Annotated in this window: 19 protein-coding genes; 17 read left to right on the top strand and 2 right to left on the bottom strand. The window is 64.7% G+C overall.

Translation table 11 applies throughout. The features are described 5' to 3' along the window. Positions 1-143: 143 nt before the first annotated feature. The 3 genes from Q5064_RS00520 (at position 144) to Q5064_RS00530 (ending at position 2,971) form a co-directional block, all read left to right on the top strand. Positions 144-1,355 (top strand): PLP-dependent aminotransferase family protein, encoded by a 1,212-nt coding sequence (locus Q5064_RS00520; protein WP_302961329.1) that lies wholly within the window; start codon positions 144-146, stop codon positions 1,353-1,355. Positions 1,356-1,489: 134 nt separating this feature from the next. Beyond that, a complete protein-coding gene (locus Q5064_RS00525; protein ID WP_302961331.1) occupies positions 1,490-2,335 on the top strand; it encodes an HAD family hydrolase in 846 nt (281 codons plus the stop codon). A gap of 171 nt (positions 2,336-2,506) precedes the next feature. Next, a complete protein-coding gene (locus tag Q5064_RS00530; RefSeq protein WP_302961333.1) occupies positions 2,507-2,971 on the top strand; it encodes a VanZ family protein in 465 nt (154 codons plus the stop codon). Positions 2,972-2,981: 10 nt separating this feature from the next. Here Q5064_RS00530 and galE read toward each other — a convergent pair whose 3' ends face one another. Next, entirely contained in the window at positions 2,982-4,199 is a 1,218-nt protein-coding gene (galE, locus tag Q5064_RS00535; protein ID WP_302961335.1) for a UDP-glucose 4-epimerase GalE, read from the bottom strand. 433 nt (positions 4,200-4,632) lie between these two features. Between galE and Q5064_RS00540 the strand changes: the two genes are divergently transcribed. Beyond that, positions 4,633-6,045: a phosphoglucosamine mutase gene (locus tag Q5064_RS00540; RefSeq protein WP_302961336.1), complete on the top strand. Its 1,413-nt coding sequence runs from the start codon at positions 4,633-4,635 to the stop codon at positions 6,043-6,045. A gap of 101 nt (positions 6,046-6,146) precedes the next feature. Here Q5064_RS00540 and Q5064_RS00545 read toward each other — a convergent pair whose 3' ends face one another. Then, the gene (locus Q5064_RS00545; protein ID WP_302961338.1) at positions 6,147-6,590 is read right to left on the bottom strand and encodes a hypothetical protein; all 444 of its coding nucleotides are present in this window, start codon (positions 6,588-6,590) and stop codon (positions 6,147-6,149) included. Between the two features lie 89 nt (positions 6,591-6,679). Here Q5064_RS00545 and Q5064_RS00550 point away from each other — a divergent pair, with 89 nt between their 5' ends. The 13 genes from Q5064_RS00550 (at position 6,680) to Q5064_RS00605 (ending at position 22,429) form a co-directional block, all read left to right on the top strand. Beyond that, positions 6,680-6,934 (top strand): dynein gamma chain protein, encoded by a 255-nt coding sequence (locus Q5064_RS00550; RefSeq protein ID WP_302961340.1) that lies wholly within the window; start codon positions 6,680-6,682, stop codon positions 6,932-6,934. A 39-nt stretch (positions 6,935-6,973) separates the two neighbouring features. Beyond that, a complete protein-coding gene (gene nikR, locus Q5064_RS00555) occupies positions 6,974-7,396 on the top strand; it encodes a nickel-responsive transcriptional regulator NikR (protein ID WP_016310218.1) in 423 nt (140 codons plus the stop codon). A gap of 55 nt (positions 7,397-7,451) precedes the next feature. Beyond that, positions 7,452-8,477 carry a hydrogenase expression/formation protein HypE gene (gene hypE, locus Q5064_RS00560; protein WP_302961345.1) on the top strand — a complete coding sequence of 342 codons (1,026 nt, stop codon included), beginning with the start codon at positions 7,452-7,454 and terminating at the stop codon, positions 8,475-8,477. Positions 8,478-8,673: 196 nt separating this feature from the next. Next, positions 8,674-8,862, top strand: a complete 189-nt coding sequence (locus Q5064_RS00565; protein ID WP_016310220.1) for a 4Fe-4S binding protein — start codon at positions 8,674-8,676, stop codon at positions 8,860-8,862. 205 nt (positions 8,863-9,067) lie between these two features. Further along, entirely contained in the window at positions 9,068-9,580 is a 513-nt protein-coding gene (locus Q5064_RS00570) for a hypothetical protein (RefSeq protein WP_302961349.1), read from the top strand. A gap of 225 nt (positions 9,581-9,805) precedes the next feature. Further along, on the top strand, positions 9,806-15,076 hold the full coding sequence (locus Q5064_RS00575) for an InlB B-repeat-containing protein (protein ID WP_302961350.1): 5,271 nt from the start codon (positions 9,806-9,808) through the stop codon (positions 15,074-15,076). A gap of 139 nt (positions 15,077-15,215) precedes the next feature. Next, positions 15,216-15,659 (top strand): hypothetical protein, encoded by a 444-nt coding sequence (locus Q5064_RS00580; RefSeq protein ID WP_302961354.1) that lies wholly within the window; start codon positions 15,216-15,218, stop codon positions 15,657-15,659. 203 nt (positions 15,660-15,862) lie between these two features. Then, the gene (locus Q5064_RS11345; RefSeq protein ID WP_368389087.1) at positions 15,863-15,973 is read left to right on the top strand and encodes a 4Fe-4S binding protein; all 111 of its coding nucleotides are present in this window, start codon (positions 15,863-15,865) and stop codon (positions 15,971-15,973) included. Positions 15,974-16,311: 338 nt separating this feature from the next. Beyond that, positions 16,312-17,262 (top strand): hypothetical protein, encoded by a 951-nt coding sequence (locus Q5064_RS00585; protein WP_302961355.1) that lies wholly within the window; start codon positions 16,312-16,314, stop codon positions 17,260-17,262. Positions 17,263-17,310: 48 nt separating this feature from the next. Beyond that, a complete protein-coding gene (locus Q5064_RS00590; protein ID WP_302961357.1) occupies positions 17,311-20,196 on the top strand; it encodes a molybdopterin-dependent oxidoreductase in 2,886 nt (961 codons plus the stop codon). A 1-nt stretch (position 20,197) separates the two neighbouring features. Next, positions 20,198-20,785: a 4Fe-4S dicluster domain-containing protein gene (locus Q5064_RS00595; protein ID WP_302961359.1), complete on the top strand. Its 588-nt coding sequence runs from the start codon at positions 20,198-20,200 to the stop codon at positions 20,783-20,785. A gap of 1 nt (position 20,786) precedes the next feature. Next, a complete protein-coding gene (locus tag Q5064_RS00600; RefSeq protein WP_302961361.1) occupies positions 20,787-21,638 on the top strand; it encodes a DmsC/YnfH family molybdoenzyme membrane anchor subunit in 852 nt (283 codons plus the stop codon). Between the two features lie 32 nt (positions 21,639-21,670). Further along, positions 21,671-22,429 carry a molecular chaperone gene (locus Q5064_RS00605; RefSeq protein ID WP_302961362.1) on the top strand — a complete coding sequence of 253 codons (759 nt, stop codon included), beginning with the start codon at positions 21,671-21,673 and terminating at the stop codon, positions 22,427-22,429. The last annotated feature ends 17 nt before the right edge of the window (positions 22,430-22,446 follow it).

A 22,446-nucleotide genomic window follows, 5' to 3' on the forward strand; every position in this document is an offset into this window, starting at 1 on the left:
CCATCTGCAGCGAGCTGACCGGGCAAGCCCGGACAATCTCCCCGTCCCGCCCCCATCTTCGGTGCGTTTGCAAAAAACTTGGGCGCGGCGCTTGGCGTTAGTGGAACAATGGTTCCGAGAGTTCCCAGCGAGCGGAGGCAACCATGACCACGACCGACACCACGACCGACTACGCAATCGACGAGCTTCTGTCCGACGGCATCACGAGCACCCCGCCGTCGTTCGTGCGCGCCATCCTGAAGGCGGCTTCCGACCCGGAGGTCACGTCGTTTGCGGGCGGCCTGCCGAACCCCATCTCCTTCCCGCAGGAGAAGCTGCTCGAGTCGATGCAGCGCGTGGTGGCCGAGCGCGGCGCCGAGGCCTTCCAGTACTCCGCCACTGCCGGCATCGAGGGCCTGCGCGCGTGGGTAGCCGACCGCTACAACAAGCGCTTCGGCACCGACTACGTAGCCGACGACGTGCTCATCACCACCGGCTCCCAGCAGGTGCTCGACCTGCTGGGCAAGGTACTGCTCGACAAGGGCGACGGCGTCATCGTGGAGAAGCCCACCTACCTGGCCGCCATCCAGGCCTTCGCGTTGCAGCAGCCGGTGTTCCGCGAGGTGGAGCTTACCGAGGACGGCTTGAACATCGACGAGCTGAACGCGGCGCTGGATGCGGGTGCGAAGATGATCTACCTCATCCCCAACTTCCAGAACCCCACCGGCCTCACCTACAGCGCCGAGGGGCGCCGCCAGGTGCGCGAGGCGCTTGCGGGCCGCAACATCGTGGTCGTGGAAGACGACCCCTACGGCGAGCTGCGCTTCGAGGGAGAGTCGCTGCCCTACATCGGCGGCACCGCGCTGCCCCACGGCGTGGTCATGGGCTCCTTCTCGAAGACGGTCACGCCGGGCTTCCGCATGGGCTATCTGCTCACGAAGGACCACGAGCTTTTGCGCAACCTCAACACCGCCAAGGAAGCCGCCGACCTGCACACCAATGTGTTCTCGCAGTTCGTCGTGCTCGACTACCTGCAGCACAATGACCTGGACGAGCACCTGGTGAAGATTCGCGATCTGTACCGCTCCCAGGCCCAGGCCATGACCGAGGCCATGGCCGAGTTCTTCCCCGCCGAGGTGTCCTTCACCAAGCCGGCGGGCGGCATGTTCCTGTGGGCCACCCTGCCCGAGGGCATCGACACCATGGAGCTGTTCCCGAAGGCGCTCGAGCGCAACGTGGCCTTCGTGCCCGGTGCGCCGTTCTACGCCGAGCCGGGTGCCTACTCCACCATGCGCCTGAACTTCACCAACGCCGATGCCGACACCATCCGCGACGGCATCCAGCGCTTGGGCGAAGTTATCGCCGCGGCGCTGTAGGACGTTTGCGCGCAAGGGCGTCGTCCATCTCGGCGCTGGGCTCCATCTATCGGTAATGCGGCCGTTTCCCCGCCGAGGGGAAGCGGCCGCTACAATCAGGGGGATGCAACGACGCTCGAAAGGAGCCAAACCCCATGGTTAGGGAAGATAAGGGCATGGAACAGGTGGCCGCAGCTGATGCGACTGCGGCCGGTGCTGCTACGGCCGGCAAGGACGTGCGCATGACCGGTGAGTGTGCGACCGACGAGCGCATGTCCGGCGAGCGTGCGGCCGTCGAGGCCGAGCCGGGCGAGCGTGGGTCAGCGCCGACCCCGCCCTTCGACACGTTTGTCTTCGATTTGGATGGCACGCTGCTCGACACCCTCGACGACCTCATGGTGCTCACCAACGACGTGCTGGCCGAGTTCGACATGCCCGCGCACACTCGCGAGGAGATCAACTCCTACGTGGGCAACGGCGCCGCGGCTCTCATCTACCAGGCTGTGCCTGCAGGCACGTCCCAAGAAGTGGCCGATGCGTGCCTCGCGCGGTGGAAGGAGGCCTACGACACGTACCCGAACGACCTCACGAAGCCCTACCCGGGCATCGAGGCTATGCTTGCCGAACTGCGTCGGCGCGGGTGCAAGCTGGGCATTCTCTCGAATAAGTTCGATCGCGGCGTGACCTTCATCGTACGAAAATGCCTTGACGGCCAGGTGGATGTGGCTCATGGGGAAGGTGGCGAGCGGCACTTCCCGCGCAAGCCCGCGCCCGAGGGGCTTTTGTCCACCATCGAGGAGTTGGGAAGCACGCCGGCGTGCACGGTGTACATCGGCGACTCGCCGGGGGATATCCACGCGGCCCGCAACGCCGGCTGCTACGCGGTGGGTGTCGATTGGGGCTACCACGACCCAGCCGATTTCGCCGCCGAGGGCTGGGAGCCCGACGTGCTGGCCAGCAGCCCCGAGCAGATCGTGGCCCTCGCGCCCGAGGCTGTGTAGCCGCTGTTGCCGGTACCGTTCGGAGTCGGAGGTTCGTCAGCTTCGGCCCCGAGATGTCCCGCTCAGACTGGCATGCAGCCGCTCTGAGCGAGTGGCGTCCTGCCCCGTGCCGTTCCGAGTGGGCGGCCCCCTGTGCCATTCCGAGGGAACAAAGCGAGTCGAAGGGTATTCATGTTCCAGCGAAGGAAACTCATACTTTCTTGGACGCTTGTCGTCTTGTGGGCGGCGGTCATCTTCTTCATGTCGGCCCACACGGGCAGCGACTTCGACGGAGAAGGCCCCCTGGCCGCGGTCAAGCGCTGGCTGGTGGGCCTCGTCGCCCCGGTGTTCGGCCCCGAAACCGATGTGGTGAACGCGGCGGCCCACTTCACCGAGTACCTCGTGTTCGGCGCGCTGCTGTTCGCGGCCCTGCGCTACACCTGGCCGTCGGCCTCGCTCGGGCACCTGGCGCTAGCTGCTGTGGCGCTGGCCAGCCTGTACGCGGTAACCGACGAGTTCCACCAGTCCTTCGTCCCCGGCCGCCTCTGCGACCCTGCCGACTGGCTCACCGACACTCTGGGAGCTGCCCTGGGAGCTGTGCTGATGCTAGCAACAAGAAGGGGCAGCCCGCAGGCTGCCCCTCAAGGGAAAGAGTGATCGCTCGCTCTTATTCCACGTCTCCGTAGCCGTTGGGGTTTTGCGACTGCCAGCGCCAGCTGTCCTCGCACATGCGGGCCATGTCGTACTCGGCCGTCCAGCCCAGCTCGTCGTGAGCTTTCGTGGCGTCGGCCCAGAATGCGGCAATGTCCCCCGCGCGTCGGGGGAGGACCTGGTAGGGGATCTCGTGGCCGCAGGCTGCCTCGAAGGCATGGATCACGTCGAGCACCGAGGAGCCGGTGCCTGTTCCCAGATTGAAGATGCCCACGCCGCGCCGGCTGCCGTCCTCGGCTGGCTCGCCTGCGATGGAGCCCAGGCCTCGCGGCTCGCCCGTACCCACGCGCCCAGCCATCCAATCCAGGGCCGCCACGTGCCCGCGGGCCAGGTCGACCACGTGGATATAGTCGCGCACACCGGTGCCGTCGGGAGTGTCGTAGTCGTCGCCGAACACGCCGACGAAGGGGCGCCGCCCCACGGCTACCTGGGCTACGTAGGGCATGAGGTTGTTCGGAACGCCTTTAGGATCCTCGCCGATGAGTCCAGAGGGATGAGCCCCGATCGGGTTGAAGTAGCGTAGTAGCACGACGCTCCACTCGTCGTCTCCCACGTACAGGTCGGCAAGGATCTGTTCGATCATGGCCTTGCTCGTGCCGTAGGGGTTGGTGGTGACGCCGCGCGGCAACGACTCGGTGTAGGGGACCGGGGCATCCTGGCCGTACACCGTCGCGCTCGAGGAGAACACGATGTTCTTGCAGCCATGCTCGCGGGCCACTTCGCACAGCACCAGGGTGCCGGCGATGTTGTTCCAGTAGTATTCCAGCGGCTTGGCCACGCTTTCGCCCACGGCTTTAAAGCCGGCGAAATGGATGATCACGTCCACCGGGTGCGCCGCGAAGATCGCCTCCAGCGCCGCACGGTCCAGGATGTTCGCCTCGTAGAAGGTAAGCGACGGGCCGGGGGCCACTTCGCGCAGGGTAGCACCAGCCACGGCCGCCGCCGCTTCCGCCACTTCTTCGGTGTGCACATCGGCGAATATGGGGGTCACGCCAGAAATCTCGCCCACCCGGCGCACCGCCTCGCGGCTGGAATTGCTCAAGTCGTCCACGATGACCACCTGGTAGCCGCGCTCCAGCAGCTCCACTACCGTGTGGCTGCCGATGAACCCGGCGCCTCCCGTCACCAGCACGCACGTTTGCGCGGGATCCTTCGCCAAAAGTGCATTCGCCATAGAATCCTTCTTTCGTCTTGAAAAAGGCCGCCGAGAGCTTCGCTTTGGGTCTTGCTTCGGCCCTTGCCTCAGGTCTCGCTTCAGGCCGAGGGCATGCCTCGTATAGGACCCATGATAGCAAGGTTGGCTGATTTTGCTTGTTTTGGCTTAGAAAACACGGTTTTGTGACCGTAATCGGCGATTATGGGCCTTGTTGTCATACACCATCTGGGGAAAAGGCGCGCTGGTAATACAAAGAGCGCCATTTTCGGCATCCTACGTAACAAAACCGTGTTTTCTAAGCCAAAACGAGGCAAAAGAGCGATTCCGCCCGACGATAAGACGGTTTTCTCAGAAATAAGAGGGTCATCAACTATAATCGTGCGCGACGAGACAAGCAGCTGGGAGACGGCTCCCGGGCCTGTTCGTGGGCGAAGGCGGAAGGAAGGAACCTATGGCTGACATTCATTTCGGAACCGACGGGTGGCGCGCCATCATCGGCGAGGATTTCACTCCTGATAACTTGAACCGCGTGATCGACGCGGCGGCGCGCATCTTCAAGGAGGAGGCGGTAGCCGCGGGCCGCAGCGCCGACGCTCCCGGCACCATCATCGTCGGCCACGACTGCCGTCAGGATGCCCACGCCTATGCTGAACTGGCCACTCAGGTGGCTGCGGGCCACGGCTTCAACGTGCTGCTCACCGAGGACTACTGCCCTACGCCCACGCTTTGCTGGTCGGTGGCCCACAACGACGATGCGGTGGGCGGTATCATGCTTACGAGCTCGCACAATCCTGCCGAGTACCTGGGCGTGAAGCTGCGTATGGCCGATGGTGGCGCGAGCCCCGCCGAGTTCACCGACCGCGTGGAGGCGGTGCTGCCGCCTGAGCCTACCGACGTGCTCGGTCTCTTCCAAACGACCGACCTCATGACCGACTACCTGGCGGCCCTGCGCGAGCTGGTGGACGTGGAAGCCATCCGCGCGGCCGGCCTGCGCGTGGTGTGCGACCCGCTTTACGGTGCCGGCCGCCACTACCTGGCCGACCTTCTGCGCGATATGGGCGTGGAAGTGGTGGAAATTCACAATGGCGAGGACCCCACGTTCGCCGGCTTGCATCCCGAGCCCATCCAGCCCTGGGTGGACGAGGGTCTGGCGAAAGTGGCCGAGCTGGGCTACGACGCGCTGTTCATCAACGACGGCGATGCCGACCGCATTGCCGCTGGCGACGCGCAGGGCAACTACGTGAACGCGCACCGCATTATCACGCTGCTCACCAAGCACATGGTCGACCGGGGCGAGACGGGCCGCGTGGTGTCCACCATCACGGCCTCGGCCATGCTCGACCGCATGTGCCGCAAGCTGGGGCTTGAGCTGGTCAGCACGCCTGTGGGCTTCAAGTGGATCTACGGCGAGATGGAGAAGGGCGGTGTGATGATCGGCGGCGAGGAGTCCGGCGGCATCGGCCTTCCCGGCCACGTGAAGGAGCGCGACGGCCTGCTGATGGCGCTGCTGCTCACCGAGTGTATGGCCCAATCTGGGAAGGACCTGGGCACGCTCATCGACGACATGCTCGCCGATATCGGCCGCTTGGAGTTCGCGCGTCGCGGGCTCTCCATCACCCCCGAGCAGATGGAGCGCTTCCGCGCCGAGACGGTGCCGAACTACACGGCCGATGCGGTGGCGGGCAAGCGCGTGATCGACGTGGATCGCCGCGACGGCGTGAAACTGCTCTTGGAGGGCGACGCCTGGGTCATGATGCGCCCCTCCGGCACCGAGCCCCTCGTGCGCATCTACGCCGAGGCCGCCACGACCGACGAGGTGAACGATCTCTTGGACGCCGCCGAAGCTGTGGTCATGAGCCTGTAGGGCCAGTCGCGGAAGCGGTTTGAAAGCTACGTAGAGCGGGGCCGGGGACGCAAAGCTCTCGGCCCCGCTTGTGTGGAGGCGGGTAATCGTCGTTGAGGCCCCTACCGTAGCTTCTTCAGGAGGGCCCAGGCGCGCTGCTTTCCGTCGGAGGTGCCCATGAGGCCCTCGAAGTCCTCGAAGACGACGGCGGTGCGGCCGAGCAGGCGGTTGGGGGCGTCGAGCGACACCGGTGCGCGGTAGGCGCCCGACAGCAGCTCGGCGGCGAAGGCGTCCACGGCCACGAGCGCTACGGGATCGAGCCCCTCCACGATGGTGCGCACGTCCTCGGCGCCGAGCTTCCCCTCGTCCGCCTCGGCCACCACGAGGGCCAGCGGCGCGCTTCCGAACTCCAGCGAGGCCGCCGACTTCTCCAGGGCGTTTCGGGCTGCGTCGCCAAGGGGCGTCTCGCTTATCACCATGAGGGAGCTCGCGGGCGTGCCCGTGACGTGGGATCCGTACAGCACGAGCACCGACTCGCCCGTCACCTCGAACATGTTACTGCTCACGGAAAAATTCACACTCCATCTTGCGCCGGGGAAACGTTCGCGGTAAAACAGTTGATGCTTATATAGTAGCAAATCCAAAGGAGACGCCCATGTGCACCAACGGAGTTAACACCGGCCAGCTGGAAATGATGATCGACCAGATCGACGACCATATCAAGTTGGAGCGCCGTCACGCGCATGATTTGGGGCACCTGGCCTCCGACGCGGGCTTCACCACGGTGGGGGAGAAGCTGCACGATGTCATGCATCTGCTCGACGAGGTGCGCGCGGCGCTGGACGAGGCGAAGGACGCCATGGAAGACGACGCTGCCGACGCTGCCGGCTTCACCGTCGCCCGCGTGTAGCGGCGCGCGGAGCCAACGAGCGAACAGCGAGCGCAGGCAATGAGCAACGACCTGGTTCGGTTCTCGGTGGCCATGCCGGAGGACCTGCTGATCGAGTTCGACCAGCTGGTGGCCCGGCGCGGCCTGGCGAAGAACCGCAGCGAAGTGGTGCGCGATCTGGTGCGCGATGCCCTGGTGGAGGAGGAGTGCGCCACGCCCGGCTCGCTCGTCATGGGCACGCTCACCATCATCTACGACCACCATTCCAACGACTTGCAGGAGAAGCTGCACACCATCCAGCACGACTACTTCGACACCATCATCTCCACGATGCACGTGCATGTGGACGAGCACATGTGCCTGGAGGTCATCGTCATGCGCGGCGAGACCGGTCTCGTGCAGAGCGTGGCGAACCTCATTCTGGGAACGAAGGGCGTGAAGAACGGCAAGCTGGTGCTCACGACCACGGGAAGGCATTTGTAGAGCCCGTCCGCCGTCTAGCTGGTTGAAGTACGAGGCCAAAAACGAGAGGACAGTAATGGCAGACGAGAAGGTGATGCTCGGCCACGGCTCGGGCGGCTCGATGATGAAGCGCATTATCGACGAGGTGTTCTTCGAGGCCTACGGTACCGACGAGCTGCTCGTGGGCGACGATGCCGCAGTGCTCGCGGCCCTCGCACCCGGGGAGCGCATCGCGTACTCCACCGACAGCTTCGTGGTGACGCCCCACTTCTTCCCCGGCGGCGACATCGGGCGTCTGGCTGTGTGCGGCACGGTGAACGACGTGGCCACTTCCGGTGCTCGGCCGCTGTATCTGTCCTGCGCCTTCATTCTGGAAGAGGGCTTTCCCATGGATGACCTGCGCCGTATCTGCGCCTCCATGGCCGCCTGCGCGAAGGAGGCCGGGGTGCGCATCGTCACGGGCGACACCAAGGTGGTGAACCGCGGCCACGGTGACGGCATCTACATCAACACGAGCGGCGTGGGTGCCCTTCCCTCCGACGTGAACCTGGGCGGCGCGCAGATTCGCCCCGGAGACGCGGTGCTCGTGAGCGGCACGCTGGGCGATCATGGCATCACCATCATGAGCTGCCGCGAGGGCCTGAACTTCTCGGCCGATATTGAAAGCGATGCGGCCCCGCTGAACCACCTCATCGCCGACGTGCTGGCAGCCGCGCCGAACACGCGCTGCTTCCGCGATCCCACGCGCGGCGGCCTCGCTTCCACGCTGAACGAGCTGGCCGTCCAGTCGGGCACCGACATCACGGTGGACGAAGACGCCGTGCCCGTGAAGGACGCGGTGCTCGGTGCCTGCGAGATGCTCGGCTACGACGTGCTGCAGGTGGCCAACGAGGGCAAGATGGTCTGCGTGGTGGCCGCCGACGAGGCTGAGGCAGCCCTGGCCGCCATGCGTGCGAACCCCTACGGTGCCGATGCGGCCATCATCGGGCAGGTGGCTGCAGCCGACCCGTCCCGCGGCTCGAAGGTGTTCCTGCGCACATCGTTCGGTAGCACCCGCATCTTGGACATGCTCGTCGGCGAGCAGCTTCCCCGCATCTGCTAGAGGGGCGCCTATCGGCCCGGCGCGACCGCTTACCGGGCCGATAGGCGGCGGTTTAGCAACACCTAAACCGCTCCCTGAGAAGTTCCGGATTCCTACTTGCGCTCCGCTGCTTTCATGGTATCTTGCGCAATGTGGTTGGGAGCCGAGCTCCCCGCCCTCAATGACGAGGAATGATATTTGAACGAAGGAGCTTCCCATGTCTCATCCGGTTATTGAAGCTGACGAGTGCATCGGCTGCGGCATCTGCGTTGACGCTTGCCCCCAGGAAGTGCTCGAGGTTGTCAACGGCGTTGCCGACGCTGTGAACGAGGATGCCTGCATCGCCTGCGGCGACTGCGTGGAAGAGTGCCCCATGGGCGCCATCCCCGAGATCGTGGAGGACTAACTCCGCCTTATCGCCCGCTGGCGGCTCGCCGCCGAATCATGCGGTCCGTATTGGCCCGCCGCGCGAAGGCCCCTTGGCTGCGTGGCGGGCCTTTCTGCACCTCAGGGGGCGGTTTGCGCGGTTTTATGCTATATTGGGACGAGTCGCGTGCGCAAGGGGGAGCCGCAGGTGCGCAGGGGGCGACAGAGCAGCTGAGAGGAGCCTGGTGAGGAAGAGCAACTGGATTATCGTCATCCTGCTGGCCACCGCTTCGGTGGTCTTCCTCTGGTTGTGGTGGGCTCTTCAGTTCAACCTGGTCGACAACCCCCTCGACGTGATGGTCACTGTGGTGTGGTGGGTGGTCATCGCCGTGGTCTGCGTGGCCATTCATCTGGCTGAGAAGAAGCGCCAGGAGCGGATCCGCACGGTGTTCCTCGCGCCGGGCCTGATGTACAACTGCGAAACCGGGGTCACGCGCATGGGCGGCGATGCCGCAGTATCCGACGAGCTGGAGCGCCTTCTGAGCAACCTCACCTACGGGTTCGACATGGCCGAGCTGCCGGCCAATTCCCGCGTGCGCTTCCAGCGCATCGTGCGCACCTCGAAGTTCTCCGACGGAGGGAGCGTCTGGGAGGGGGAAGTGGTCGAGGTGACACGTCCCGACCGCCCGATGCCCTTCCGCAACCGCCGCGAGCTGGTGTCCATCGTCGACGATACCACACGGCCGGCTCGTTCCTAGCTACGACCGCTCGGCCGTCTTGCGTTACCGTTCGGTATCAAAATTTCCCTATCAATAGACTGTCACTTTCCGACCAAGATCGGCGGCCCTCGTGCGCGCCCGTTAAATGTTGCGTAGAATTGTCAGGAATAGTGGAAGAAGTGTCTCCCGAGGTCGGCCGGGGATTGAGGGGCCGATGCGGGAGCGTTGGGCGCTGGGGCGCCGGGGTTAAGGAGAATGGGTACGATGAGCGTATTCGAGCGCATGACCGACGTGCGGCACCGCCGGAGCGGGAAGGCTCTCTCGGTGGTCTTGGCGGTTTCGCTATCCCTCTCGTTTCTGAACGTGGCCGGGCTTCCGTCGCGGGCCTTTGCGGAGAATGCCGACGGGGAGGCTCCGATCCTTCCCGTGAGCGACCGGGCGGCCGACGATCCCGAGGCTGCTCCCGTACCGTCCGGCGATGCCGATGAGGCTGACCTCTCCCCGGAGGAGCCTGCGGTCGCCGATGCGGTCGACGGCGAGGAGGAAGCACCCGGCGCCGATGGCGATGCGGCCGACGAGGCGGTCTCCGGTTCTGTGGAGGATGCCGCCGCCGGCGAGCCCTCAGGCGACGAGCCCGTTCCTCCGGCCGACGAGGCCGATGCCGCCGGCGAGGAGGCGGAAGGGCCCCTGCCGGATTCCCCCGCGCTGCCCGCCGCGTCGCTTTCGGCCGAGGCCAACGACGGCACGCGCGTGACGGTGACCGCCTCCGCGGGCTTTCCCGCCGGCGCTCAGCTGCGCATCGAGACGGCCCTGTCGCAGGAAGTGACCGAGGCGCTGCGCGCGGCGCTTCCCGCTGGAAAGCAGCTGGGGGCGCATACCGCTTACAAGATCGAGGTGCTCGACGCGGCCGGCGAGTCTGCGGGCGCGCTCGGCGATCTGACGGTGAGCATGGACAATCCGCCCGTCGGCCCGCTGGGCGTGGAGGTGTTTCGCCTCGTGGGCAACGGCCATGCTCAGCAGGTGCAGGGCGCGCTCCAGCTCGTGCCCGATTACGCGGGGCTGTCGTTCGTGACCCCGGCCGCCTCCTCGGTGTACGCCCTGGCGGTGATCGAGGACGCCCCGGCGGCCGACGAGCCCGGCCAGCCCGGCGACGGCTCCGAGGGTGAGGGCGGCGCGCCGCAGGATCCCCCGGTGGCCCTTCCCGGAGACACCCCCTCGGAGGAAGGCGGCTCGAACGACGGCGCCGCGCGCGTCGAGAGCCTCGAGCTGTACGTGGGCGAGGCCCGTGCGGTGTCGTGCATCGCCGGCCACAACCACAGCTGGGTGACCGACGACGCAGCAGTGGCGTCCTTGGCGAACGCGAGCAGCCCCACGGTGACGATCAGGGCCGCATCCCCCGGCACGACGACGGTGCGCTGCGATGACCAGGCGCTCTTCACCGTAACGGTGAAGGAGGCCCCCGCAAGCGAGGTCGTGACCCACTTCTACTTCCTGCCCCCCACCGCCGATGGCACGCCGGGCAGCACCGAGAACGCCAAGTACCTGGGCTCGGGTCTCGTGCGCGTGCCCGCGGGCTACGAGTCGCATCGCCCTCTGGTGAACGGCAGCGTCATCGCCTCTTCCGCCGATGCCGCCGGCAACCCGATCGCCAACAAGGTGGTGAACCTGCGCGAGATGATCGTGGAGGCCCCCTCCGACAAGGAGATCCGTACGGGCCTGGCCGCCTATTACCGCGGCACGCTCGACGGCGCCCAGGACGGCCAGACCTCTCGACTGAAGTACGACGATTCCTGGACCTATACCTACGAGCCCGTGCTCTTCGAGGGCGAGAAGACCTCTGTGGGCTACAACGGGTCGGCCATCGAGCCCTCCTCGGCCTATCATATGTATGTGTCGTTGAACGTGACGACGCCCGATAGCTACACGGTGTCCTACACGGTGAGCACCCCTACCGGCACCGAGACGCGCTCGGTCATGCACCAGCAAGGCGATGAGCCCATTGCCCTGGCCGGCTTGACCGAGGGAGTTTCCTCCGTGACCGTCGACGGCATTCAGTACCATGCCTCCAAGACGGTCGAGGGCGGCACGCGCTACCTCTTTGACGGGTGGTATGCCGATGCGGCGTTCCGGACGCGCGCCGCGGCCGTTTACGACGAGGGCGTCTCGGCCACGTTCTACGCGCGCTATGTGGCCGAGAACGCGCCGACGGCGACCTTCGATGCCGCGGGAGGCACCTTCGCCGACGGCACGACGGCCCCGCAGGCGCTGCGGGTGAGCGAGGGCGGTTCCTACTGGCTGCCCGAGGCGCCCGAGCGCTTCGGCTACACGTTCGCCGGCTGGAAGATGGAGGGCAACGACGCCCTGCACGCCGCCGGAATGGGCCGCACCATGGGAAGCGCAGACGTGCGCTACGTGGCCGCCTGGACGCCGGGCGCTGCGAGCATCGTGTTCGATGCGGGAGACGGCTCCCTTGAGGAGGGCGCCTCCGCCGAGTTGACCGGTATTACGGGCGCGGCCCTGTCCGACCGCTCGCTGCCCACGCCCGTCCTGCCGGGCTACCGCTTCGTGGGCTGGTACACGAGCGAGGGGTTGACCGGTTCCGCGCTCTTGCAGCTGCCGAGCGTCTTCCCCGCCGGCCGCACCACCTACTACGCCAAGTACGAGGAAGATCCCTCCCAGCGCTATACCGTCTCCTACCTGATCGATCCCGGCAACCGTGCCGCGGGTCATCTCGAGCAGGGCCTGACGGTGGGCGCGACGGGGGCGTCGCTCGCCGACCGCAACCTGCTCACGGGGATCTCGGACGGCGTGCGGGGTGCCGTTGTGCGCCCGAACCCCGGCTACCGGTTCAAGGGCTGGTTCAAGATGAGCTCCCGTGATGCGGGCGTGATGGAGGATCAGGTCACCGATGCGCTCACGCTCGAGTTGACCCCGGCAGTGGCCGCGGCCCACCTGAACGGGAACGCGGCGGAAGGGTTCGCGGACACCACCTTTGTGGCCTGCTTCGATTTCGTGGGTCCCTTCGGCGCGTCCCACGAGTACCGCATTGAGTACTTCCTCATGGGCGACGACGGCGCCTATGCCGATACGGCCACCTGCGTCCGCGAGCTTTCGGGCAACGATTACCTGCCGGTGCAGGCGAGCGCCCAGGACAAGGCCTTCGACCTCGCGGGTCTGCGCGGCGTTCCCGCCGACTACGCTGTCGAGAACTACGTGCCTGACGACGACGCGCCGGGAGCGGTGTACGAGGGAATTCTGGAACCGGGCCGGGATGTGGCGCTGAAGGTGTACCTCAAGAAGCGCCTGGCCGTTGCGTTCGATGCCGGCGCGCACGGCGCGATTGATGTGGCGAGTGTGGCGGAAGACGCGGTGCTCTCCGAGGATGGCGCCGTGGCCACCTACCGCCGCCTGCTCGGCGAGGCGGGCCCGGCGGCTCCGGCGGTCGTGCCGGCTGCGGGCTATCGCTTCGACGGATGGTCGGCGGGCGACGCAGCTGACGCCGACCCGACGGCGCCGGTGCGCCGGGCGGTCACGTACTCGGCCCGCTACACGGCCCTTCCCGCCACGATGACGTTCGTGGAGAACGGCGGTGCCGCCGTGGAGGCCCTCGAGGGCGTCACGGGCGAGCCGCTGGGCTCGACGGAGCTTCCCGCGACCGAGCGGGAGGGCTACGCGTTCGCCGGTTGGTACGACAACGAGGCATGCGAGGGGGATGCCCTCACGGCGCTGCCCGCGACGATGCCGGCGGGCGAGACGGTGTACTACGCCAAGTGGGAGGCGCTGCCCGCGCGCATCATCTTCGACAAGAACGCTGCCGATGCCACTGGTTCGGCCCCGGTGGGCCTGCACGGCGTGACCGACGGCGCGGTGACGGTAGCCTTCCCCACGGCGGTGAACCTGGAGCGTGCGGGCTACGTGTTCGCCGGCTGGAACAGCGCTGCCGACGGCTCGGGCGAGGTCGTGGAGGGATTCCCCGCCACCTTCCCCGCCGGCGAGACGGTCTACTACGCCCAGTGGCGGCTTGACGTGTCGGGCCTTGAGGCCGCCGACTTCTCCTACGAGGGCGTCTACGACGGGCGCGACCATCGCCTGGGGCTGCCGGCGGGCTTCTCCCTCAAAGAGGGCGAGCGGTTCGCCATGCTCGTGGGGGAGACGTGGGTGACCGATCCCGAGCAGCTTCCGCGCTACCGGCATGTGGCAGACGGCGCGGAGGACCTGACGGTGGGTATCCTCTCCCGCGACGGCGAGGTGCTCTTCCGCGCCGACGGGGTGTCGGCGCGCATCACGCCGGCCGCGCTCCATGTGGCCACGGGCTCCGTCGTGCAGCCCTACAACGGCGCCCCTGCCGTAAGCGAGCAGATTGCCGTGACGGGCCTGGTGAACGGCGAGACGGTGGGTGCCCGCGCGACGGGTGCTGCCACCGAGGTGGGCGAGGAGGTGCCGAACACCTTCGAGCTGACCTGGGCGGGGGCCGGCAATGACTACACGGCTCAGGAAGGCGACTACGCGGTGACCGCCGATCTGGGCGTGATTCGCATGGTGTCGGCGGAGTGCCCGGTGTCCATCGAGGGCTTCGCGGGCGTCTACGATGGTGTGGAGCACGCTGTGACCTGGGAGTCTCCCGAGGCGGAGGTGGTCTTCGACGCGCCGCTGGCCTACACCGAGGTCGGGCGGTACGAGATCGGCTACACGGTGAGCTGCCCCGATCACGGCACCTTCGCGGGTACCGTGGCGGTGAACATCCTCGCGCGTCCCGTGACCATCCAGGTAGAGGACTCCTTCAAGATCGCCGGCACGGCAGATCCGCTGTTCCGAGGCTCCATCGTGGAGGGCGACCTAGTCGACGAGGACGATCTGGGCATGATCTCCTTTGAGCGCAGCGTCGAGGGCGAGGATGTGGGCTTATACACGGCTGCGCTGACGGCGCGGTTCGAGCCGAACGCCAACTACGCCGTGGCGGTGCTGCCCGGCACCTTCACCATCGGGCCGGCCGGCTCCACGGTGGTGCCCAGCCAGAACCCGTTGCTGCCCCCGCGCGGCACGGCCGGACCCGGGCCCTCCGGCGACGCTGCCGTGCCCGGTGATGCGACGTCTGCAATGACGTCGGCAGTAACGGCCGCGGTGTCGGCGGTTGTGGGCGGCATGAGCGCGCCGTCCGGCACTGCGGTGACGCGCGCGTCCGACGCGGGCGCGGCCATGGGCTACGTGGCCCGCGCCGCCGAGGTGCTGCTCGACGAGGAGACCCCGCTTGCGGCGACGGCGATGGGGGACGACGAGGTGCCCACCATCACCCGTGTGGGCGGCGAGGTCATCGAGGATGACGCCACGGCCCTCGGCGCCTTCGACGAGCCCCATTGCTGGGTGCACTGGCTGATGGTGCTGGGGCTGCTGCTGACGGCGCTCTTCGCCGTGGTGGCGCTCGGCCGTCGGAGCGGGCATACGCGCCGCCTCGAGGCCGCCGAGGCCGAAGTCCTGGCACCGGGCTGTTCCAGCCCGCAATCGCAGGCGCCGCGGGCGGTGCGGCGCACGCTCTAGAAGCCTTCCCCCTCCCCCTTGCAGAGGGCCGCTGACACGGCGGCCCTCTGCCTTACGACAATGAAAGCCGATTCGTAAGGCAGGGCGCGGCGGATGGGGCTATACTGGCGCCAGACCATTTCCACTGAGGAGGTATCTTATGACCGATCCGCAACTCGATCCGAACCAGCAGGCCGCGGCCGCCGCAGCCTACCAGGCCCAGCCCCAAGGCCAGCCGCAGCAGCCCTACCAGGCCCAGCAGCAGCCGTATCAGCAGCCCTATCAGGCCAGCTACGAGCAGCCGCAGGTGGCCTACCAGCAGGTGTACGCCCAGCCCGTGGCGGCCGCCGCACCCGAGCAGCTGTACCCCATGACCGACACTGATCGCAACCTGCGTCTCGTGGCGTTCATCTTCGTCATCCTGTCGCTCGTGGGCTCGTGCTGGCTCATCATCCCGCTGGCGTGGATGATTCCCATGGCCGTCATCTCCTGGGGCATCTACAAGGGCACCAAGGCCAACACCGTCGCCTTCGACGTGTGCACCCTCATCTTCTGCTCGCTCGTCGCGGGCATCCTGCTCCTCTGCTCCAACAAGGATCGCTAAGCTCCTCGCAGCAGTTCGAGCCTCTCTCTTATCGGAACGAAACGCGGGCGCCCCGGAAAACGGGGCGCCCGCGTTTCGTTCTAGCGAAGCAAATAAGAAGCAAATAAGATTCAGGCCCCGCGGGGCTGACGGGGATCTTCCTTAACGTCTTTTCTTCGGTCGAGGAACGCAAAAATGTCCGATTGCTCCAAGTCGACGACTTCTTGGGAGAACCCGATGACAAAGCTCATGTGATTGAGCCTGAAAATTGCATCGATTGCCATATTTGCGAGGATGTGTGCCCGACTCATGCGGTGCATCTCGTGGCCGCTTAGAATACACAGCGTCATAGGCCAGCAGAGGCTGACACCTTGTCGGATGTTCCTGGAATGAAAACGGGGAGGAGAGCGGTCCTCTTCTCCGTTCTTGTTGACAGCTTTTCTTCGGTGAAAGCAAAATAACGGTTTTACCAGGCATAATCTTATTTATACTTCAAACGGACTAGAGGGTCTTCTCGAATCGATTTACTTATTTTGAGCGATTCAAAACCTCTTTTCGCACCCCCATACTCGAAAGCGAGACAGCGGCCAGTCCTTCGAGGCTGTCGCTTCTCAAGGGGGTTCGCGCCAGCCTTGTCTTGAGCTGGCATTCATAGCGAAAGGGAGGAGATCCTATGACTGAGTTGTGCGCTCAGCCGCGTCGCAAGAAGAAAGATCTCGATGCAGCTGCCGACGTCGATATCGATTTGACGGGTACGACGTTCTACGAAGGCATTAACGCTTCCAAGCTTGAGGCGGAGGAGTTCGAGAGCTTCTGGGGTGCCCTCGCGGCAAAGAACAGGCGCCACTTCGCTATTCCCTGTGAGACCGAAGTCGTGCACGATAACGTGCAGTCCTCCCTCCTTTCGGTTGGCGGCTTCGATGCCTCGTCGCAGCTGCCCGGCTTCGGTCTCCTCTCTCTGGATGTTCCTGCTGATCAGACTCGTGAGTCTCTTGCGAAGTTGATGAGCGGGCGCTTGAATCGGCAGGAGATTTTCCGCCGGACCCTCGAGTTTTGCCGCGATCGTCGCGAGTTCTCCGAGGTGGAGCGTGCCATTGAGGCATTCCCCGAGTTTCCGCTGGCAAGTCAAAGTCCCTACCAGTTCATCAAAACGCTCGTCGAAGCCGGTGGTTTACGGCGCATCAGCTTGGATGCCGAAGGGCGTGAAATTGGGCTTGCCGAAGTGGAGGATCTGACTGAGGACGAGGTAGACGACCTGGTGTCCTGCTTCGTGCTCGAGACCACAGAGGCGGGGCGCGCTATCGCCGAGGAGCATGCGCCCGAACGCCGATTGCGCAACCTGTTGGAGAAATTTCCCGATCGCGGGTCTATCTATCGAGACCTGCTCAGCCAAGTGAAGGCGCGTCCCTGCAATTACGCGGAAATAGAGAAGCTCTTCGCTGGCCGCGATTTCTCGGGCATTGCCACGATCGGTACGGAAAAGCACGTGGCGCTCAAGCCGAGCGTATTCGTGAACAACATGGAGAAAGCCGGCGGTCTTGTGTGGAGCGAAGGCCGTTGGAACATCACACGGGAAGGGGAGGCCCTGCTTGGCACATTAATCGAGAAGGGAAGTCTGGTCTAGGGGCAGGTCTTAGACCGCGAAAGAGAAGAAACCAGGAAAGGGGAGAGAATGTCGAACAAGGCAACTCTGTCGAGACGAGGATTCGTCAAAGCGTCTGCCATGACGGCGGCAGTGGCCGCTTTGGGTGGCGTGACATGCGGTTCGCTGGTTGAGGCCGACGAGGCCTATGCCGCAAGCGGCACCGAGCGCAAAATGGTGCGCACGATTTGCCACGGTTGCACGAAGTCGTGCATTGCCATTGCCTATATGGAAGACGGCGTGGTCGTGAAGCTGGAAGGCGACCCGGAGGCTCCGGTCAACAAGGGATCTATGTGTCTGAAGGGCCAGTCGCAGCTGCATACCTGCTACAGCCCTCGCCATGTGCTGCATCCTATGAAGCGTGTCGGCGAGAAGGGCACGTCAAACGAATGGGAAGTCATCAGCTGGGACGAGGCTATCGACCTGGCTGCGCAGCACATCGCGGCTACTCAGGAAAAGTACGGTCCCTATGCGCTATGGGCTGCTGCCGGTGGCGGCGGCAACTACGTGTCGGCGGTGTCGGCCGCATGGCCCTATGTGTTCGGCGGAACCACCCAGGTCTCGCCCGGCGCCATCCAGTGCGCCATGCCGCGCTGCTGCATTGCGAACATGATGTTCAACGTGGACTCCATCTCCATCGCCGACTGCGAGGTGCCCGAGCCCTTCAACGATCATGATCCCCAGATGGAGCTGTTCGTTATGTGGGGCACGCAGCCTACGACCTCCCAGACCGCCCAGGCGGGCCACGGCATGGCCGACGCTCGCGTTGACCGCGGCCTGAAGACCATCGTCATCGACCCGGTGTTCACGGCCGACGCCACGAAGGCCACCATTTGGCTGCCCGTGCGCCCCGGCTCTGACACCGCGCTCATTTTGTCGTGGATTCGCTACATCATTGAGAACAACCTGTACGACGAGGAATTCTGCAAGTACTGGACGAACTTGCCGTTCCTCATCAACCCCGAGACGAAGCTGCCCTATGAGGCCAACGACATTTGGCCCGATTACGTGAACCCGGCCCTTGATCCCAACGATGTGTTCGAGACTCCGGCGTACGTGTGCTTCGACAAGAAGACCAACTCCATTCAGCCCTTCCCCTACACCGCCCCCGAAGATTGCCCGGTGGATCCGGAGCTGTTCGCCACGGTGGACGTGAACGGCGTCGAGGCGAAGACCGGCTTCCAGATTTGGAAGGAAGGCGCCGACGAGTGGACGCTGGAGAAAGCCGGCGAGGTGTGCTGGCTCGATCCCGTTAAGATCGAGGAGGCTGTGCGCCTGTACGCCACGACCGAGAAGGCTGGCATTTCCCACGGTGTGTGGTCCGACCAGCAGGAATGCTCAGCCGCGGCTCCGGTGGGCACCATGGCCATGGAGTGCATGACCGGCCATATCTACAAGCCGGGCACTACGGTGACCAAGACGGGGCCGAACAGCCGCACCACAACGCGTGCAACCGGCCCCTACAATTTCAAGCCTGTTGAGTACCAGGATTCGCACAACCGCTACGGCCTGGGCTGGACGCTCGGCTGGACGAAGCGCAAGAATGACGAGTGGCTGGAGGAGCAGAAGGACAAGCTGCGCGCCAAGGGTCTCGACGCCGATGCCATGCAGGCCCATGTGGCCCAGAGCATTATGGATCGTTGCGGTTCTGTGGAGCACAAGGGTGCCAACTGGTGGAACCAGAGCGCCAACTCCTGTGCCCGCGATGCCATTCTGACCGGCGAGCCCTATCCACTGAAGTGCATGTACTACGTGTCGGGCAACCTGCTCTCTAACATCGGCGAGCCCTATAAGTGGGTGGAGGCCATGGCCGATCAGGACTTCATTGTGCATCAGTACGCCAATATGACCTCGTTCGACATCGAGTTCACCGACCTGTTCCTGCCCACCAACGAATGGCTCGAGTATAACCAGGGACGCACCCGCACCGCCCAGCTCAACAAGACCTTTGTGGCCCAGTCCTGCATCCATTTGGGCGAGACGCTGCCGCCTGAGATGCCGGCAGCCCTCATCGTCGATCGTGTTTGCGAGATCCTCGGCGGCCGCGACAAGGTGTTCGATCCCGACTTCCTCGTTGATGTGGCCGAATGCTATACCGACAGCGCGGCCAAGAAGGATGATTGGGCGGTCAACCGCTATCATGCCGAGAACTGGCAGGATCTTATCGACAACTACGACAAGTATCTGCCCCAGGTTGTGGAGCCGGAAGATTTCTGGCAGTACTACCAGCACCTGGATATCGCCGAGGATGGTCTGCCTGTGGGCTTCGGCACCGAATCGCGCAAGTGCGAGCCGTACGCCTCGTTCCTCGTGAAGATGGGGCGCACCGGCTGGCCGTTCCTGTATCCGTTCGAAATGGAAGCGGCTCCCCAGGATTACTCGCCGATTACCGTGCACAAGGAGCAGGCCGAGAATCCCTTCGACGACACTGAGTACCCGCTCGTCATGACCAACGGCCGCGTGCATTACTTCCACCATGGCACCGTGCGCCACGCTCCGTTCATTCGCGAGCTGTATCCGGCGCCTGAGATTCTCGTGCATCCGGACACGGCAGCTCAGTACGGCATCGAGCATGGCGACTGGGTGAAGGTCACCTCGCGTCGCGCTTCCATTAACGCGAAGGCGAACTGCTTTGCCGGCATCCATCCCGGCGTGGTGAAGATGGAGCGCTTCTGGAACCCCGAGTGCTTCGATAGCACCCAGGATTCGGTTACGGGCGGCTGGCAGGAGTGCGGCGTATCCTGCCTGACCTATGACGGTACCTTGGGCGACGTGTTCGGATCGGCGACTTACCGTGCCTACCAGGTGAAAATCGAGCCGGGTGAGCGTCCCGATCGTGTCTGGGTCGAGCCCAAGGAGTTTGAGCCGTTCATGCCGACGCTTCTGAACGAGCCTGTCACCCCGGAGGTGTATTAATATGCGCAACACTCTCGTTATCAATTTGGATCGATGCTCGGGGTGCGATAGCTGCATCACCACCTGCAAGTTCGAGAACGGGCTGCCCTTGGGAGAATTCTTCAGTCGGGTTATCTCGGTGGGTCCTTTCGGCGAATTTCCCGATGTGGAGCAATACTGGCTCCCCGTTCAGTGCCAGCAGTGCGAGAATCCGCAATGCGTGGCCGTGTGCCCCACAGGTGCCTCCTACCGTGATCCGGACACCAATGTCGTGCTGGTGGACAAAGGCGCGTGCATCGGCTGCCAGTACTGCATCATGGCGTGCCCCTATGGCGTGCGCTCGGTGAATGAGGCAACGGGCGTGGCCCAGAAGTGCACGTTGTGCAGCCAGCTGACAGCCACTGGCGAGGGTGAGCCCCCTTGCGTGCACAACTGCCCCACGGGTGGTCGTCTCTTCGGCGATTTGGACGATCCCACGAGCCGGGTGTCCGAGGAGCTAGCCAAGTACAGCGACGACTGCATCCACTCGCTGCCCGATCCCCACAACTCCAAGCCGACGACGCGCTATATCTTGTCTCCGGAGATCGCTACCTGGAAGGAGCTGATCTAACATGTTTGAAGTCCAATGGCCCTTGGTCCTGTTCTCGTTCCTTGCCGGCTTGGGTGGCTTTGCCCTGGCAAGTGCTGCGCTCTCGGGTATTTTGGGAAAAGGCGGCGACAACCCGCGTTTCGTGACGACCGTTATCGCCATTGCGTGCATGGTGATAGGCGGATGCTGTTCCATGCTGCATTTGGCAGTAGTCGAGAACGTGATGGCGGCTGTCACCAACATTCTCAGCTTCTCGGGTATCTCCATTGAGCTGGTGCTGCTCGGCACGACCTGCATCGTGGCGCTTATCTACGCCATTATGCTTAAGCGCGATACGTCGGAGACGGCGCGCAAGGTGGTAGCTGTGCTGTGCATTATCGCCGGCGTGCTGCTCGCCTTCTTCTGCGGCCATGGCTACGTGATGGATGGGCGCCCGCTGTGGAATACCGAGCTTCTGCCGCTGGCCTACCTCGGAACTGCCTTTGGCGCGGGTGCCCTTTTGTTCGCGACGATTCAGCGCGCTATGGGAGAGCCCGCTGAGGTTATCTGCGGGCTGCGCGTCTGGATTCTCGTGGGTGCGCTCCTGTCGCTCATTACCGTCGCGGCTTATGTCATCTACCTGGGGTCTCAGGGTGCTCTCGAAGGAGAGGCGCCTACATTCGCCATCGTGGCCATTGCCGGCGCCCTGGCGGCTCTTGGCTGCGCCATTGTGCTCGTGCGCCCCGGCGTAGAGACGAGCGTGGGTATAGCGGTTGTGGCCCTGGTGTGCGCCGTGGCGGCCGGAGTGGGTCTGCGCATGCTCATGTGGGCTGCGTCGACCGGCTATCTGGACCTGTTCGAAGTGGCCATGACGACGCGGACCTGGATGTTTTAGCAAGGGGCTTTGACAAGGAGAGGAGGGCGGTCATGACGAGCTATGAGAACGTTGCGGTCGCTGAAGATGCCATCGATGGAACTCAAGATGATGGCCGAAACGAGCGTGAGGTGTTGATCGAGGAGCTCCGGGGGCGTTCCCGCATCTACCGGCTGCTCTACCGCCTGTACTACTGGCCGTTTTCGCAGGACGAGCTTGATGCCATCGACATCGACGAGCTGGAAGAGCTCTCCCATTGCGAGGATGCGCCGCTTATGGCGGCTGGCTTCAACGACATGTACCGTCATCTGCGTCGGCGCCACACGGGCACCCGCGAGGAGCTGAACGCCGACTTTACCCGCAGCTTCATGGGAGGCGCAACGTACAAGGGCCTCGCGTGCCAGCCCTATGCCTCGTTGTTCATCTCCGACAAGGGGCAGATTATGGGCGAGCCGCGCAATCGGGCCCGCGCCACGTATAAGCGCCATCGGGTGAAGCTCGCCGACGGAGTCGACCTCCCGGAGGACCACCTCTCCTTCGAGTGCGAGTTCATGGCTGTCCTCGGCGAGCGTGCTGCCGACGCCCTGGAGGCCGGACGTTCGCGCGAGGCGGCGGAGCTTCTCGATGAGCAGCAGGCCTTCCTCTCCCAGCAGATGCTCACCTGGACGGACCGTTTCTTCAACCTGAGCGCCGAGTTGGTGCGCTCGCGGTTCTATCGCGGGGTGGTGCGGATGACCAAGGGTTTCCTAGACAGCGAGGCTGCCACCATCAGGCAGCAGGTTGAGGCGGTTGAAGAGCTGCGGGCAGCCTAGAAGATGCGTCCTGCAGG

This window comes from uncultured Adlercreutzia sp., assembly GCF_958431955.1.
Lineage (GTDB): Bacteria > Actinomycetota > Coriobacteriia > Coriobacteriales > Eggerthellaceae > Adlercreutzia.

Coding starts and splice junctions, on each gene's coding strand:
- Q5064_RS00520 (WP_302961329.1), top strand. CDS start 144: ATGACCACGACCGACACCACGACCGACTACGCAATCGACGAGCTTCTG.
- Q5064_RS00525 (WP_302961331.1), top strand. CDS start 1,490: ATGGTTAGGGAAGATAAGGGCATGGAACAGGTGGCCGCAGCTGATGCG.
- Q5064_RS00530 (WP_302961333.1), top strand. CDS start 2,507: ATGTTCCAGCGAAGGAAACTCATACTTTCTTGGACGCTTGTCGTCTTG.
- galE (WP_302961335.1), bottom strand. CDS start 4,199: ATGGCGAATGCACTTTTGGCGAAGGATCCCGCGCAAACGTGCGTGCTG.
- Q5064_RS00540 (WP_302961336.1), top strand. CDS start 4,633: ATGGCTGACATTCATTTCGGAACCGACGGGTGGCGCGCCATCATCGGC.
- Q5064_RS00550 (WP_302961340.1), top strand. CDS start 6,680: ATGTGCACCAACGGAGTTAACACCGGCCAGCTGGAAATGATGATCGAC.
- nikR (WP_016310218.1), top strand. CDS start 6,974: ATGAGCAACGACCTGGTTCGGTTCTCGGTGGCCATGCCGGAGGACCTG.
- hypE (WP_302961345.1), top strand. CDS start 7,452: ATGGCAGACGAGAAGGTGATGCTCGGCCACGGCTCGGGCGGCTCGATG.
- Q5064_RS00565 (WP_016310220.1), top strand. CDS start 8,674: ATGTCTCATCCGGTTATTGAAGCTGACGAGTGCATCGGCTGCGGCATC.
- Q5064_RS00575 (WP_302961350.1), top strand. CDS start 9,806: ATGAGCGTATTCGAGCGCATGACCGACGTGCGGCACCGCCGGAGCGGG.
- Q5064_RS00580 (WP_302961354.1), top strand. CDS start 15,216: ATGACCGATCCGCAACTCGATCCGAACCAGCAGGCCGCGGCCGCCGCA.
- Q5064_RS00585 (WP_302961355.1), top strand. CDS start 16,312: ATGACTGAGTTGTGCGCTCAGCCGCGTCGCAAGAAGAAAGATCTCGAT.
- Q5064_RS00590 (WP_302961357.1), top strand. CDS start 17,311: ATGTCGAACAAGGCAACTCTGTCGAGACGAGGATTCGTCAAAGCGTCT.
- Q5064_RS00595 (WP_302961359.1), top strand. CDS start 20,198: ATGCGCAACACTCTCGTTATCAATTTGGATCGATGCTCGGGGTGCGAT.
- Q5064_RS00600 (WP_302961361.1), top strand. CDS start 20,787: ATGTTTGAAGTCCAATGGCCCTTGGTCCTGTTCTCGTTCCTTGCCGGC.
- Q5064_RS00605 (WP_302961362.1), top strand. CDS start 21,671: ATGACGAGCTATGAGAACGTTGCGGTCGCTGAAGATGCCATCGATGGA.